This is a genomic window from Streptomyces boluensis (genome assembly GCF_009908195.1).
Taxonomy (GTDB): Bacteria; Actinomycetota; Actinomycetes; order Streptomycetales; family Streptomycetaceae; genus Streptomyces; species Streptomyces boluensis.
In genome coordinates, this window is sequence record NZ_JAAAHS010000195.1 from 1 (window position 1) to 13,996 (window position 13,996).

The window sequence follows — 13,996 nt, forward strand, 5'->3', positions numbered from 1 at the left end:
CCCCACGCCCGACACTTGAGCCATGACCGGCACGGCGACCGGCACAGGCGGAGGGGGACGCGACATGCGGGAGACTCATCGGGGTGAGGCCGAGCGGCTGCTCGTACGGGCCGTCGAGGAGGAGGTCCGGCGCTCCGGCGGGCGGGCCGACGGGAACGTGCTCCTGAGCCGGGCGCGCGCCGCGCTCGACTCGATGGCGGGCGCGGCCGACGAGGAGTACGCGGCGTACACCCGCGCGCTCGACGAGGCGGAGGCCGGGCAGGAGTCGTTCGGGCAGCGGCTCGGCCGTGAGGGGTCGACGCCCGCCCTGGTCACCGTGGTCGCCGCGGTCGCCGCTGCCGCCGCCGACCTGGCCTTCGGCACCGATGCCGGTACGGCGCTCGGCGCGGGCGCGGTCGTCGCGGTGGCGGGCGCCGCGGCCACCGTCGCCAAGGTGACCGCCGGCCATGTGCCCGCCGCACACCGCCGCGCGGGCGCGCTCGGCCAGCCCGGCGGGCCCGAGCAGCTGCGGCTGCAGTGGCTCACCGCCCTTGAGGTGCGCGGCATCCGCCCGTACCTGGACCAGCAGCGGGTGGTGGCCGCGAACACCGGTACGGGCGCGAAGAAGGCGGTGCCGTTGCGCCGTACCGACAAGAGCGCGGCAGCCCGGCGGCGGAGCGTGCTCGAGCGGTCGTTCGCCCAACTCCCGGAGCCCGACGGCCCGTTCACCGGCAGGCGGCAGGACCTCGCGCGGATCGGGCAGTGGGTGCACGCCGCCCGCGCCTCCACCGAGACCCGGCCGACCGTGGTGGTGCTGCACGGGGCGCCCGGTTCGGGCCGTTCCACGCTCGCGGTGCACGCGGCGCACGCGCTGCGCGACCAGTTCCGCGGCGCCTGCCTGGTCGACCTGCGCGGCGGCAGCGCCACCGAGCGGCCGCGCTCCACCCGCGACGCGCTGCTCCACCTCCTCAACCGGCTCGGCGCGCCGCGCGAACAGCTCCTGTTCCGTGAACGGCCGTCACAGGAACAGCAGTTGAAGCGGCTGACCGAGCTGTACCACCAGCACCTGACGGGCCTTCCGGTGACGGTGGTCCTGGACGACGCGAGCGACGCCGAGCAGGTCCGCACCCTCGTGCCCGACCGCTCCGACAGCCTGGTCCTCGTCACCTCCCGCACCCCCCTCGACCTGCCGGACGACCTCGCCGCGTGGGTGCACCACCTGCCCGTGGAGGCCCTGGACGCGGCGGGCGCGGAGGAGCTCCTTCGCGAGTCGGCCGAGGACGAGTCGGGCCCGTACGACGCTCAAGCGGCCGAGGAGATACGGGAGTTGTGCGGCGGACTGCCGCTGCCGCTGCGGGTCGCGGGCTCCGCGCTCGGGCAGCGCACCGCGCGCGAACTGGCAGACGATCTGGCCGCGTACGGGCAGCCGGTGGACCCGGTCGAGCGCGTGCTGTCGCTGCGCTACACCGACCTGCCGGACCCGGCGCGGCGGCTCCTTCGGCGGCTCGCGCTCGCCGGGCGCGCCTCCCTCGGCGCCGCCGCCGCGGCCGCGCTCCTCGACACGGACCAGCGGGAGGCGGAACGCCAGCTCACCGCGCTCGCCCGCGCGGGCCTCGTCGACCATGTGCGCGGCAGCCGCTACCGACTGCACGATCTGGTACGGGCGTTCGCCGACGCGCGGCTCCAGGACGAGGAGGAGCCCGCCGGGCGCACCGCCGCGCAGGAACGCCTCATCGCCAGTTACGCGGAGCTCGCCGACTCGGTGATCGGCCTGGTCGACGGCAAGACGTCCACACGCGCGGACACCTCCTTCCACGCGGGCACGGTCGGCCCGCACGGGTTCACCTCCCTCGACTCGGCGCTGCGCTGGCTGGACGACGAGTCGAGCTTCATCACCGACGCGCTGCGGCACGCGGAGGGCGTCGACCAGCAGGCCGTGCTCAACCTCCTGGGCGCGCTGTGCGACTACTGCCTGCTGCGCGGCGACCTCTACCGCCTGGGCGAGATCAGCGAGTTGACGCAGGCCGTCGACCAGGGGCTGCTCGGCCGCTCGGTGCAGTGGCGTACGGGTATCGCGGCCCGCCAGCTCGGCGAGCTCGACAAGGCGCGTTCGACGCTGACCTCGGTCGTCGACCTGTACTTCGAGGCTCAGCACGAGGCGGGCGCGGCCCGCGCGCTCTGCTCGCTCGGCATCACGCTGCACCATCAGGGCCAGCTCAAGGAGGCGGCGGCGAAGCTGCGCGAGGCCCTCGACCTGCAGTCGGGACCGCACCTCGCCGGTGACCGGGCGTGGACGCTGCACGCGCTCGCCGCGGTGGAGCGCGACCGGGCGCGGGTCGCGGACGCGGTCGAGCTGCTGACCACGGCGCTCGACCTGCACCGGGAGAGCGAGTCGGTGCACGGCCAGGCCTGGGCGCACTTCCAGCTCGGCCAGGCCTGCCTGCGCCTGGGCGATGTGCCGCGCGCGGAGGGCGAGTTGAGCACGGCCCTCGACCTGTACGGGCGGACGCGGGACGTGCGCGGTGAGGCGTGGGCGCTGACCCAGCTGGCCCGCGCCCGGCTCGTCGACGGCGACCCGTCGGCGGCGGTGGACGGCCTGCGCCAGGCGGTCGCACGGCACCGGGACAACGAGGACGCGCGCGGTGAGGCCTGGTCCCTGTACTACCTGGGCCAGGCCCTTGAGGAGGCCGGTGAGCTCGACCAGGCGGTGCGGGACCTGGAGCGGGCGCGCACGATGTTCTCCCGGATGCGGGACGTGTACGGACTGGCGTGCGCCCGCCACCACTCGGCCCGCGTCACCCGCGACCAGCGGGCCGCGCAGACGGGTTCGCTGCGCAACTCCGGCTTCGCCCGGCAGCTCCTGGTGGACGCCCGCGCCGACTTCCAGCGCATCGGCGTCGCCCACGGAGAGGCGTGGACCTGCCTGGAGCTCGCGGTGGTGGACGCCGGCAACGCCCGCTCACAGCAGGCCCTGGCGCTCTGCGACGAGGCGACGGCCCTGTTCACGTCGTACGGCGACCGGCGCGGCGAGGACTGGGCCCGCTTCCTGCGCTGCACCCTGCTGCCGTACGCGTCACCGGGCGGCTCGGAGATCGGCACGGCGGTGGCGGCGGAGGAACTCGCCGAGCTCGCCCGCACCGACCACGACACGCGGGACACGGAACTCACCAACTACCTGTCGGCGTACGCCCTGATGCTTGACCGCGGCGTGGAACTCGACGCGGGCTGGCAGGCCTGGCGGCTGCGCATGGTCCCGAACCGGCACGCACGCGAGGTGATGGGCGTCGCGGTACCGCGGTAGCCGCGGAACACAGCTGTGCCCGGCACGGGGCGACCCCGTGCCGGGCACAGCGAACGACGATCTCAGCCCGTGTAGGGCTTCGCCTCAAGAATCTTCACCATGGCCTTCTTGCCGTTCGGAAGCTCGTACTGAGCCTCCTCGCCGACCTTCTTGCCGCTCACACCCTGCCCGAGCGGCGACTGCGGCGAGTACGTCGTGGTGCCCTCCGACGCGTACTCCCGCGAGGCGAGCAGGAAGCTGAGCGTGTCGTCCTCGTCGCCGTCGAAGGCGATCGTCACGACCATGCCGGGCTCCACGACACCGTCGTCGGCGGGTGCCTCGCCGACCTTGGCGTGCTCGAGCATCTGCGTGAGCTGGCGCACGCGGAGCTCCTGCTTGCCCTGCTCCTCCTTGGCTGCGTGATACCCGCCGTTCTCCCGCAGGTCGCCCTCTTCGCGGGCCTCCGCGATCTTGGTGGCGATCTCGGTGCGCGCGGGACCAGACAGATACTCCAGCTCGGCCTTGAGCTGGTTGTACGCCTCCTGGGTCAGCCAGGTGACGTTGTCGCTGGTCTGGGTCACAGGGTGCTCCTCGTCGGTACTGGGAATACAAAGCATCGCCCTACCCAAAGGATGTTCCCCAGCGGGCGGGCGAAACCACGAGCCTAACAATTCAGGGGCAAAAGGGGGAGGAGGTAAATCCCCGGAGCAGCGGGCCGCTCAGCGGGCGTCGCAGGACACCAGCTCGACGGCGGTGGCCCGCTCCGTCGTACGGACCGTGACGGCCTCGTCGACGACGCTCTCGCGCTGCTCGAAGGCGAAGTCCTTGCGGCCGACCTCGACACCGGACTCGGCGAGCGCGCGCAGCGTGCAGGTGCCGGAGACCGCGGGGTCCTTACGGATCTCCAGGTGGGCGTCGACGGCCGTGGCGGAGGCGACCTTGAACGTGATCAGCTCGCCGCTGAAGGCGTTCTTGCCGGAGATGTAGTCGTAGCCGATCCACCCGATCACGCCGAGCAGCAGCACACCGAGCACCGAGCCGACGATCTTCAGCTTGCGGTCGGCGCGGGCGTCCGCGGAGCGGCCGTACCGGCCCTCGGGGAGCTGTTCGCGGACCACGCTCATGATCGACCTCTCGAGGTGGGGCCTGGGATGGGGACCCGGGAATTATCCCGCCCCCGTTTCGGTCACTATAGAAGCCCCGAGAAGCGCCGGATGACCTAGGGCCGCCCACCGACCGAGGGCGGCGTACACATGAGGATCGAGTCTTGACTGATCAGCTGCGACTGATGGCCGTTCACGCCCACCCCGACGACGAGTCGAGCAAGGGCGCGGCCACGATGGCCAAGTACGTGTCCGAGGGGGTGGACGTGCTCGTGGTCACCTGCACGGGCGGTGAGCGGGGCTCCATCCTCAACCCGAAGCTCCAGGGCGACCGGTACATCGAGGAGAACATCCACGAGGTGCGCCGCAAGGAGATGGACGAGGCGCGGGAGATCCTCGGCGTCAAGCAGGAGTGGCTGGGCTTCGTCGACTCCGGCCTGCCGGAGGGCGACCCGCTGCCGCCGCTGCCGGAGGGCTGCTTCGCCCTGGAGGACGTGGACAAGGCCGCCGGGGAGCTGGTGCGGCAGATCCGTTCGTTCCGCCCCCAGGTGATCACCACGTACGACGAGAACGGCGGCTATCCGCACCCCGACCACATCATGACCCACAAGATCTCGATGGTGGCGTTCGAGGGCGCGGCCGACCCGGAGAAGTTCCCGGAGAGCGAGTTCGGGCCGGTGTACGAGCCGAAGAAGCTGTACTACAACCAGGGCTTCAACCGGCCGCGTACGGAAGCGCTGCACGGGGCGCTGCTCGAGCGCGGCCTGGAGTCGCCGTACGGGGACTGGCTGAAGCGCTGGGACGAGTTCGAGCGGGTGGAGCGCACCCTGACCACGCATGTTCCGTGCGCGGACTTCTTCGAGATCCGGGACAAGGCGCTGATCGCGCACGCCACCCAGATCGACCCCGACGGCGGCTGGTTCCGGGTGCCGATGGACATCCAGAAGGAGGTCTGGCCGACGGAGGAGTACGAGCTCGCGAAGTCCCTCGTCGATACTTCCCTCCCCGAGGACGACCTCTTCGCGGGCATCCGGGACAATGTCTGACATGAGCGCAAGCGCAGCAGCCAATCAGGCAATGACGCACCTCGTCCCTCTGGCCAAGGAGATCGACGAGAACAAGGTGACGCCCGGCGTCCTCGGCTTCATCGTCTTCGCGGCCCTCGCCGTCGGCGTGTGGATGCTGATGAAGTCGATGAACCGGCACATGGGGCGGGTGAACTTCGAGGAGGCGCCCGAAGGCCCGGCCGAGGAGTCCGCTCCGGCCGGTGCCGCGGGCGGCAAGGGCGAGAAGAAGTAGCCGTACGGCGAAGGCCCCGGTGCTGGGAAGCACCGGGGCCCTCTGTCGTGCGTTGAGCTGGGTCGTACCTCGCTGTGCCGTACCGCCGAGCCGGGCTGTCAGCTCGTGGAGCGGTACTTGCGGACCGCGAGGGTGCGGAAGACCAGCAGGATCAGCACCGACCACAGGATCGACGCGATGATCGGGTGCTGCATGGGCCAGGCGTCCGGGGTCTTGAAGCCGGGCGGCAGGTTGCCGAACAGCTCGCGGCAGGCCTGGACGGTGGTGCTGAACGGGTTCCACTCGGCGATGTGCCGGAAGAACGTCGGCAGGTTGTTGGAGTCCACGAAGGCGTTCGAGATGAACGTCAGCGGAAAGAGCCAGATCAGCCCGCCCGAGGTGGCCGCCTCCGGGGTGCGGACCGAAAGGCCGATGAGCGCGCCGATCCACGAGAAGGCGTACCCGAGCAGGAGCAGCAGGCCGAAGGCGGCGAGCGCCTTGCCGATGCCCTCGTGGATGCGCCAGCCGATCAGGAGCGCCACGACCGCGAGGACCACCATCGTCAGCGCGGTCTGTACGAGGTCGGCGAGGGTGCGTCCGGTGAGGACGGCGCCGCGCGCCATGGGCAGTGAGCGGAAGCGGTCGATGAGGCCCTTGTGCATGTCGTCGGCGATGCCCGCGCCGGCGCCCGCGGTGGCGAACGTGACGGTCTGGGCGAAGATGCCGGCCATCAGGAACTCGCGGTAGTCCTGCGACGAGAGCGAGCTGCCGACCTGGATCGACCCGCCGAACACGTACGTGAACAGCACCACGAACATGATCGGCTGGATCAGCCCGAAGAGAACCATCTCGGGGATCCGGCGCATGCGGATGAGGTTCCGCTGGGCGATGACCAGCGAGTCGTTCACGGTGCTCACTTAGCGTCCTCCTTGTCGGCGTCGCCCGGGGTGGCGCCCGTCTCGGCGGCGTGGCCGGTGAGCGAGATGAACACGTCGTCCAGGGTGGGGCGGCGCAGGCCGATGTCGTCGATCTCGATGCCGCGGGCGTCCAGCTCGCGGATGACCTCGGCGAGGAGCTTGGCGCCGCCGGTGACCGGGACGGTCAGCTTGCGGGTGTGCTGCTCGACGCTGGTGGCGCCGCCGCCCTTGGCGAAGCCGTGCAGCACCTGGTCGGCGAGGTCGATGTGCTCGCGTTCGTGCACGACGACCTCTACGCGCTCGCCGCCGGTCTGGGCCTTGAGCTGGTCGGAGGTGCCGCGGGCGATGACCCGGCCCTGGTCGATGACGCAGATGTCGTGCGCCAAGTGGTCGGCCTCTTCCAGGTATTGAGTGGTCAGGAGCAGCGTCGTGCCCCCGCTGACCAGGTCCTTGATGACTTCCCAGAGCTGCTGCCGGTTGCGCGGGTCGAGGCCCGTGGTGGGCTCGTCCATGAACATCACCGGCGGCTTGACGACCAGGGCCGCGGCGAGGTCGAGGCGGCGGCGCATGCCTCCGGAGTACGTCTTGGAGGGGCGGTCGGCGGCGTCCGCGAGGTTGAACTGCTCAAGCAGTTCGACGGCCCGCTTCTTCGCCGCCTTGGCGTTCATCTGGTAGAGCTGCCCGACCATCTGGAGGTTCTCGCGGCCGGTGAGGTACTCGTCGACGGCGGCGAACTGGCCGGACAGGCCGATCGAGCGCCGTACTTCGTTGGGGTGCTTGAGGACGTCGATACCGGCGACCACGGCCTTGCCGCTGTCCGGTGTGAGAAGCGTGGTGAGGCAGCGCACCGCGGTGGTCTTGCCCGCTCCGTTGGGCCCGAGCAGGCCGAGCACGGTGCCTTCGGGTACGTCGAGGTCGACGCCGTCCAGAGCCTTTACGTCGCCGAAGTGCTTGACCAGCCCCTCGGCATAGATGGCGCCTGGCATGTGGGTTCTCCCAGTGTGTGGGTGAGTTCCTAGGCAGATTTTAGATATGCCGGATTTGTCCCGCCGGCAGCGGAAGTCGCGAGAGCTTCACCATAACGCGATACATCGCGTCTTCTCAAGTGCCGCTGCCCCGGCGGGATTTGACGACACCGGGGCACCGGGGAGCCGCCCGTCACGGCAGGACGCGACCTATATCGCGAGAGCGAGGGCGGTCACGGCATGACCGTGTAGCCCGCCTCCCGCAGTGCCGCACCGACCTCCGCGCAGTGCTCGGGGCCCTTCGTCTCCAGGTGCAGCTCGACCTCCGCCTCCGTGAGGCCGAGGCGCGGGTCGGTCCGCACATGGCTCACGTCCAATACGTTCGCGTCCACCACCGTGAGCACCCCGAGCAGCTCCGCCAGGGCGCCCGGCCGGTCGGTGAGACGCAGCCGCAGGGACAGGTACCTGCCCGCCGCCGCCATGCCGTGCCGCAGGATGCGCTGCATCAGGAGCGGGTCGACATTGCCCCCCGACAGCACCGCGACCACCGGGCCCTCGAACGACTCGGGCTCGGACAGCAGCGCCGCCACCGGACTCGCCCCCGCCGGTTCCACCACGAGCTTCGCCCGCTCCAGGCACAGCAACAGGGCGCTGGAGAGCGCGTCCTCGGAGACCGTACGGACCTCGTCCACAAGATCGCCAATGATTTTGAAGGGCACGTCGCCAGGGCGGCCCACCTTGATCCCGTCGGCCATCGTCGCCGGGCGCTCGATCGCCACCGGGTACCCCGCCGACAGCGAGGGCGGGTACGCGGCGGCGCCCGCCGCCTGCACGCCGATCACCTTCACGTCCGGGCGCAGCGCCTTGATGCCCACCGCGATCCCGGCCGCGAGACCGCCACCGCCGATGCCCACCACCACGGTGCGCACCTCAGGGCACTGCTCCAGGATCTCCAGGCCCACCGTGCCCTGGCCCGCGATCACATCGGGGTGGTCGAAGGGGTGGATGAACACGGCGCCCGTCTCGCGCGCGTACTCCTGCGCGGCGGCCAGCGTCTCGTCGACCACCTGTCCGTGCAGCCGCACCTCCGCGCCGTACTCCCGGGTCGCCGCGACCTTCGGCAGCGGCGCCCCGTCCGGCATGAACACGGTCGAGCGCACCCCAAGCAGCGACGAGGCCAGGGCGACGCCCTGCGCGTGGTTGCCCGCGCTGGCCGCGACCACACCGGCCGCCCGCTCCTCGGGGCTCAGGCCGGCGATCCTGACGTACGCGCCGCGCAGCTTGAAGGAGCCGGTGCGCTGCAGGTTCTCGCACTTGAAGTGCACCGGGGCGCCCACCAGCTGCGACAGGTGCCTGCTGCCCTCCATCGCGGTCACCCGGGCGATCCCGGAGAGCATCTTCTGCGCCCCGCGCACGTCGTCCAGGGTCACCGTCGGAAAGGAGTCAGCCGCGCTGTAGGTCATGACATCAAGTCTCGCAGTCGCGCGAGGGTGCGGCTCGGCCGCCCGCAGGTTTACGCAGCCCCGGTACGACGGGGCCGAACGCCGCGTACCCTGTCCCCCAACCCACCGACCACGCATGAAGTGAGCCCCCGGCCATGCCCACAGCTTCGGACATGACGACCGATCCGCAGAGCGGCCCTCCGGGGCTCCTCGACCATCTCCAGCACGAGGTCGCCGTCTTCGCCCGGCGCGCGGAGCAGACCCGGCTCGGCGGCGTCGGCCAGCTGCGCAACTCCATGGACCGCGCCGCGTACCTGCTGCTCAACCGCCTCGACAGCGAGGGTCCGATGGGCGTCAAGGCGCTCGCCGCGAGTATGGGCATCGACTCGTCCACCGTTACCCGGCAGGTCGCGCCGCTCGTCGAGTCCGGCCTCGTCAAGCGCACCTCGCACCCGGAGGACGGCCGCGCCGTGGTGCTCCAGCTGTCCCCGCGCGGACAGGCCAGGCTCGACGAGGTGCGGGCCTCGCGGCGCGAGCTGATGGCCCAGCTGACCGAGGACTGGGCGCCCAAGGAGCGCGAGGACTTCTGCACGCTCCTCACCCGCTTCAACGCGGCCCTCTCCGCCCGCCACGGCGGCACCAGCCCCGAGTAGCCGCACGGGCGCCGCACGCCTCTTGACCCCGGACCCGCGCCGGGCCCTATATGAGACCGGGGTCCCCGTCCGGCGGGAGGCGCGGTGCGACAGCGGCAGGCACGTCAACAGGCCCGCCGCGCCCGGGAGTTCGAGTCCTTCGTGGCGGGCGCGGCCGGACGCCTTCTGCATGCCGCGACACTGCTCACCACCGAGCCGCCCGACGCCAACCCGCGCGCCCGCCGGCTGCTCACCGCCGCCCTCACCCGCACCTACGCCCACTGGGACCGGCTGCGCGGCGAGGACCCGTACGACCGGGCGCGGCAGGAACTCGCCGCCCGCTTCGCGCGTACCGCCTGGCGTGCGCACCGCGGCCGTGGCGGGGTGCTCTCCGCGCTCGGCCCGCGGGAACGGCTCGTCGTCGTGCTGCGCCTGGGCGAGGGCGTGGCCGAGGAACAGACCGCCGCGCTGCTCGGGCTCCCGGTGGAACGCGTCCGGTCGATCTGCGCCCGGTCCGTGGCCACCCTCACCAGCGGTCCCCGTACGAGTGGTGGCGCGTCCCCCACGATGACGGTGGCGCCCTCATGACCCGGGAACGCAAGGAGGACCGGGTCCGGCGCCTGCTCGACGGGCCCTGGCCCGCGGTGCCGCCCGAGGTGTGCGCCGAGGCGCTGCGGCGCGGCGCCCGCCAGGGCCGACGGCGGGCCCTTGCCCGGCGGTTGCTGTGGCTGGTGGTGTGCGCGGGGCTCGTGGTGTTCGTGGTGTGGGCGGCCGTGGAACAGCCCTGGGTGCTGCCACCGGCGGAGACCACTCCGCCGCTTGACGGCTGGTGAACCGGGGCTGGGGGCGGCCGGTGAGAACAGGCTCCACGCGCGCGCGTACGCGAAAGGGGTACGGATTCCGACTCCCGTACCCCTCAAGCGACTTGACGTGCGCCAGACCCTGTCTGGCCGCTGTCTAGCCGAGCGCCTGGCGCAGGTCGGCGAGCAGGTCGGCGGAGTTCTCGATGCCCACGGAGAGCCGTACGAGATCGGCCGGGACCTCAAGGGGGGAACCGGCGGCCGAGGCGTGCGTCATCCGGCCGGGGTGCTCGATCAGCGACTCGACGCCGCCGAGCGACTCCCCGAGGGTGAACAGCTTCGCCCGGTCGCAGACCGCGACGGCCGCCTCCTCGCCACCCTCGACCTGGAACGACACCATGCCGCCGAAGGCCTTCATCTGCTTGGCGGCGGTCTCGTGCCCGGGGTGCTCGGGCAGGCCCGGATAGAGAACACGCGTCACGCGCGGGTGCGTGGACAGCATCTCCGCGATCCGGGTGGCGTTCTCGCTGTGCCGGTCCATGCGCACCGCGAGCGTCTTGATGCCACGCAGCACCAGCCACGCGTCGAAGGGCCCGGCGACGGCACCCATCGCGTTCTGGTGGTACGCCAACTCCTCGCCCAGATCAGGGTCGTTGACGATCAGCGCGCCGCCGACCACGTCCGAGTGGCCGCCCATGTACTTGGTGGTGGAGTGCACCACGACGTCCGCGCCGAGCGCGAGCGGCTGCTGCAGGTACGGGCTGGCGAAGGTGTTGTCGACCACGAGCCGCGCGCCCGCCGACCGCGCCACCGCGCCGAGCGCCGCGATGTCGCTGATGCCGAGCAGCGGGTTGGACGGCGTCTCCACCCAGATCGCCTTCGTACGGTCCGTGAGCGCCGCCCGTACCGCCGCCGGGTCGGAGGTGTCGGCGACGGAGAACTCCACGCCCCAGCGCGAGACGACCTTGGCGAACAGCCGGAACGTGCCGCCGTACGCGTCGTTCGGGATCACCACGTGGTCGCCGGGGGCGAGCAGGGTGCGCAGCAGGCAGTCCTCGGCGGCCAGGCCGGAGGCGAAGGCGAGGCCGCGCCTGCCGCCCTCGAGGGCCGCGAGGTTCTCCTCGAGCGCGGTCCTGGTGGGGTTGGCGCTGCGGCTGTACTCGTAGCCGCCGCGCAGGCCGCCGACGCCGTCCTGTTTGTAGGTCGACACCTGGTAGATCGGCGGTACGACGGCGCCCGTCAGGGGGTCCGCGGTGTTGCCCGCGTGGATGGCGATCGTCTCGAAGCTCCGGCCGCCGGCGTCGGCGGCGTCGCGGTCACTGCTGTGCGTGTCGGTCATGCGGCCCGAGAGTAGTCGCCGGACAGGTTCGCCGTTTGTCACTGGCGTCTGGTTCGCTTGTACGTATGGAGATTCTCTGGGTCCTGTTGGCCTTCCTCATGCTCGGTGCCGCGCTCGGCCCCTTCCTCATGCGCAGGCGCGGCGGCATCCGGCTGGCCGCTCCCGGCGCGCCGGACGCCGCGGACCCGGCGCACTACGGCTTCGCGCTGCAGGAGGAGCTGGACATCCGGATGCCCGGCCCCGACCAGGATCTCCTGGACGTCCTCGACGTGGTGGAGCGCTCCGGCGACTGGAAGTACGCGGCGCAGTTGCTCGCGGGCACCGAGAAGGACGGCGAGGTGCGCTGGCAGCGCGTGCAGGCCTTCGCCGGGGCGGCCTCGCTCGCACTGTCGCGGCAGCCCGGCGGCGTGAGCGCCAACCCGGGCGGGCAGTGGCTGCGGGTGTGGCGGGCCGAGTCGCCGAAGGACGCGGGCGGCGCGGCCGTGCACGCGGAGTTCCTGGTGCAGCAGGCGTTCCGTACGGCGACGCCGGGCACGGACGAGTACCGCATCATCCTGGAGGAGGCCAAGGCCGCCTGTGCGGAGGCCGCGCTGCTCGCCCCCGGCGACCCCGTTCCGCACATCACGGAGCTGGCCGTGGCGCGTGGACTGGCGTACTCCCGCGAGGAGTTCGACCAGCTGTGGCTGCGGATCCTGGACCGCGCGCCCCGGCACATGGGCGCGCACCTGGCGGCGCTGCCGTACTTCAGCGAGAAGTGGCACGGCTCCCGCGCGCAGGCGTACGAGTTCGCGGAGGCGGCCGCGGCCCGCGCCCAGGAGGGCTCGCTGCTGTCCGCGCTCCCCCTGTTCGCGGTCTTCGAGCACCTGCCGGAGGTCAACCTGGTGAGCGGCTTCTGGGAAAGCGAGGTGGTCCGGAAGGCCGTCGAGGGCGCCCAGTTCGCGGAGCACTCGAAGCGCTCGGCGGGCGCCGGCGACCCGATGCTCGCGCATGTGCGGCACCTGCTTGTGTTCTTCCTGGTGCGCTCGGAGCGCTGGGCGGAGGCGATGCACCAGCTGATCGTGGTCGACGGGCACGTGGGCGCGCTGCCGTGGACGCTGTCGCCCGACCCGGCCGCGGAGTACGCGGTGTTCCGCGCGCTGGCGGTCGCCGGGTACGAGGCGAACGGCGGCAGCCCGGCGACGCTGTCGCACTGAGTCGGTGGCGGGTGCGGGTCGGCCCCGGACCGAGGAATTCCGTCCGGCGCCCGGACGTTGACCGTAGGCACACCCCTGCCCCTGGAGGACCTGATGCTCTTCGGACGTACCCCCGTCCTGCCGACCCGCGAACAGGCCCTGGTCGGCCGCCCGGAGCGGGCCTATGCGGTCCCGGGTCCGCACACCGTTCTCGGGAACCCGCTGGAGGGCCCCTACCCCGAGCACCTGGAGGTCGCGGACTTCGCGCTGGGCTGCTTCTGGGGCGCGGAGCGCAAGTTCTGGCAGGTCCCCGGTGTCTGGACGACGCTGGTCGGATACCAGGGCGGCCACACCCCACACCCGACGTACGACGAGGTCTGCTCGGGCCTGACCGGTCACACGGAGGGCGTGCGCGTCGTCTTCGACCCGTCGGCCGTCTCGTACGAACAGCTCCTGAAGGTCTTCTGGGAGAGCCACGACCCGACCCAGGGCTTCCGCCAGGGCAACGACGTGGGCACCCAGTACCGCTCGTCGATCCACACCCACTCCCCCGCCCAGGCCGAGGCCGCCGAGCGCTCCAGGACCGCGTACCAACAGCGCCTCACCTCCTCCGGCCACGGCACGATCACGACGGAACTCGTCCCGGCGGAGGGCCGCCCGTTCTACGTGGCGGAGGGCTACCACCAGCAGTACCTCGACAAGAACCCCGGCGGGTACTGCGGGATCGGCGGGACCGGGGTCTCGTGCCCGATCGGCGTCGCTCCGGCCACCGACGAGTGAGCCCCGGCCTCAGTCCCGGGTGGCCGTCGGGGCTTTGATGCGCACGACCATCTACCGGGTGCTCGGCCCTGGCTGGGGCATCGCCATCGACCTCACAGCGGCCGCGCACTTCACGTCGACGCCGCCGGCCGGTGAGCAACTCGCCGGACGCGTGCACCTGGACGTGACGCCCGTCCTCGCTCACCCACCCGCCGACCGGACCGGGCTGCGGCTCTCCGCCGGTGAGGCCGCGTGGCTGCGCGGCCTCGAACGGCCTCGCCCTGCCTTCCCAGTTGAGGAACGTGCCCGCCTTCTCCACGACCGCGGCCA

Annotated in this window: 15 protein-coding genes; 9 read left to right on the forward strand and 6 right to left on the reverse strand. The window is 71.9% G+C overall.

The window, feature by feature from the left end:
* Positions 1 to 64 precede the first annotated feature (64 nt).
* Positions 65 to 3,280 (forward strand): tetratricopeptide repeat protein, encoded by a 3,216-nt coding sequence (locus tag GUY60_RS22620; protein WP_161700704.1) that lies wholly within the window; start codon positions 65 to 67, stop codon positions 3,278 to 3,280.
* Positions 3,281 to 3,342: 62 nt separating this feature from the next.
* Here GUY60_RS22620 and greA read toward each other — a convergent pair whose 3' ends face one another.
* Both greA and GUY60_RS22630 read right to left on the reverse strand, forming a co-directional pair.
* The gene (gene greA, locus GUY60_RS22625) at positions 3,343 to 3,840 is read right to left on the reverse strand and encodes a transcription elongation factor GreA (protein ID WP_161700706.1); all 498 of its coding nucleotides are present in this window, start codon (positions 3,838 to 3,840) and stop codon (positions 3,343 to 3,345) included.
* A 138-nt stretch (positions 3,841 to 3,978) separates the two neighbouring features.
* On the reverse strand, positions 3,979 to 4,383 hold the full coding sequence (locus GUY60_RS22630) for a DUF4307 domain-containing protein (RefSeq protein WP_161700708.1): 405 nt from the start codon (positions 4,381 to 4,383) through the stop codon (positions 3,979 to 3,981).
* A 143-nt stretch (positions 4,384 to 4,526) separates the two neighbouring features.
* Between GUY60_RS22630 and mca the strand changes: the two genes are divergently transcribed.
* Together mca and GUY60_RS22640 are read left to right on the forward strand one after the other, a co-directional pair.
* A complete protein-coding gene (mca, locus tag GUY60_RS22635; protein WP_161700710.1) occupies positions 4,527 to 5,408 on the forward strand; it encodes a mycothiol conjugate amidase Mca in 882 nt (293 codons plus the stop codon).
* 1 nt (position 5,409) lies between these two features.
* The gene (locus tag GUY60_RS22640) at positions 5,410 to 5,661 is read left to right on the forward strand and encodes a hypothetical protein (protein ID WP_376771302.1); all 252 of its coding nucleotides are present in this window, start codon (positions 5,410 to 5,412) and stop codon (positions 5,659 to 5,661) included.
* A 98-nt stretch (positions 5,662 to 5,759) separates the two neighbouring features.
* On the opposite strand, the gene GUY60_RS22645 is transcribed toward GUY60_RS22640, so the two are convergent.
* The 3 genes from GUY60_RS22645 to ilvA form a co-directional block, all read right to left on the reverse strand.
* Positions 5,760 to 6,557 carry an ABC transporter permease gene (locus GUY60_RS22645; RefSeq protein WP_161700714.1) on the reverse strand — a complete coding sequence of 266 codons (798 nt, stop codon included), beginning with the start codon at positions 6,555 to 6,557 and terminating at the stop codon, positions 5,760 to 5,762.
* Complete coding sequence (locus GUY60_RS22650) at positions 6,554 to 7,543, reverse strand: ATP-binding cassette domain-containing protein (RefSeq protein ID WP_161700716.1); 990 nt, start codon at positions 7,541 to 7,543, stop codon at positions 6,554 to 6,556. Before GUY60_RS22650 ends, GUY60_RS22645 begins: the two co-directional genes overlap by 4 nt.
* A gap of 212 nt (positions 7,544 to 7,755) precedes the next feature.
* Complete coding sequence (ilvA, locus tag GUY60_RS22655) at positions 7,756 to 8,985, reverse strand: threonine ammonia-lyase (protein WP_161700718.1); 1,230 nt, start codon at positions 8,983 to 8,985, stop codon at positions 7,756 to 7,758.
* A 134-nt stretch (positions 8,986 to 9,119) separates the two neighbouring features.
* Here ilvA and GUY60_RS22660 point away from each other — a divergent pair, with 134 nt between their 5' ends.
* The 3 genes from GUY60_RS22660 (at position 9,120) to GUY60_RS22670 (ending at position 10,429) form a co-directional block, all read left to right on the forward strand.
* Positions 9,120 to 9,617, forward strand: a complete 498-nt coding sequence (locus GUY60_RS22660) for a MarR family winged helix-turn-helix transcriptional regulator (RefSeq protein ID WP_161700720.1) — start codon at positions 9,120 to 9,122, stop codon at positions 9,615 to 9,617.
* Between the two features lie 84 nt (positions 9,618 to 9,701).
* Positions 9,702 to 10,184 carry a sigma factor-like helix-turn-helix DNA-binding protein gene (locus GUY60_RS22665; protein ID WP_161700722.1) on the forward strand — a complete coding sequence of 161 codons (483 nt, stop codon included), beginning with the start codon at positions 9,702 to 9,704 and terminating at the stop codon, positions 10,182 to 10,184.
* Positions 10,181 to 10,429: a hypothetical protein gene (locus tag GUY60_RS22670; RefSeq protein WP_161700724.1), complete on the forward strand. Its 249-nt coding sequence runs from the start codon at positions 10,181 to 10,183 to the stop codon at positions 10,427 to 10,429. The genes GUY60_RS22665 and GUY60_RS22670 overlap by 4 nt, the downstream gene beginning before the upstream one ends.
* A gap of 124 nt (positions 10,430 to 10,553) precedes the next feature.
* Here the strand turns inward: GUY60_RS22670 and GUY60_RS22675 are convergent, their stop codons facing one another.
* Positions 10,554 to 11,735 (reverse strand): cystathionine gamma-synthase, encoded by a 1,182-nt coding sequence (locus tag GUY60_RS22675; RefSeq protein WP_161700726.1) that lies wholly within the window; start codon positions 11,733 to 11,735, stop codon positions 10,554 to 10,556.
* A 65-nt stretch (positions 11,736 to 11,800) separates the two neighbouring features.
* Here GUY60_RS22675 and GUY60_RS22680 point away from each other — a divergent pair, with 65 nt between their 5' ends.
* From GUY60_RS22680 to GUY60_RS22690, 3 genes are all read left to right on the forward strand, one after another.
* On the forward strand, positions 11,801 to 12,928 hold the full coding sequence (locus GUY60_RS22680; RefSeq protein WP_161700728.1) for a hypothetical protein: 1,128 nt from the start codon (positions 11,801 to 11,803) through the stop codon (positions 12,926 to 12,928).
* Positions 12,929 to 13,018: 90 nt separating this feature from the next.
* Positions 13,019 to 13,687 (forward strand): peptide-methionine (S)-S-oxide reductase MsrA, encoded by a 669-nt coding sequence (msrA, locus tag GUY60_RS22685; RefSeq protein ID WP_187370102.1) that lies wholly within the window; start codon positions 13,019 to 13,021, stop codon positions 13,685 to 13,687.
* A 37-nt stretch (positions 13,688 to 13,724) separates the two neighbouring features.
* On the forward strand, positions 13,725 to 13,996 hold a 272-nt coding region (locus GUY60_RS22690; RefSeq protein ID WP_161700731.1), incomplete at its 3' end, for a hypothetical protein.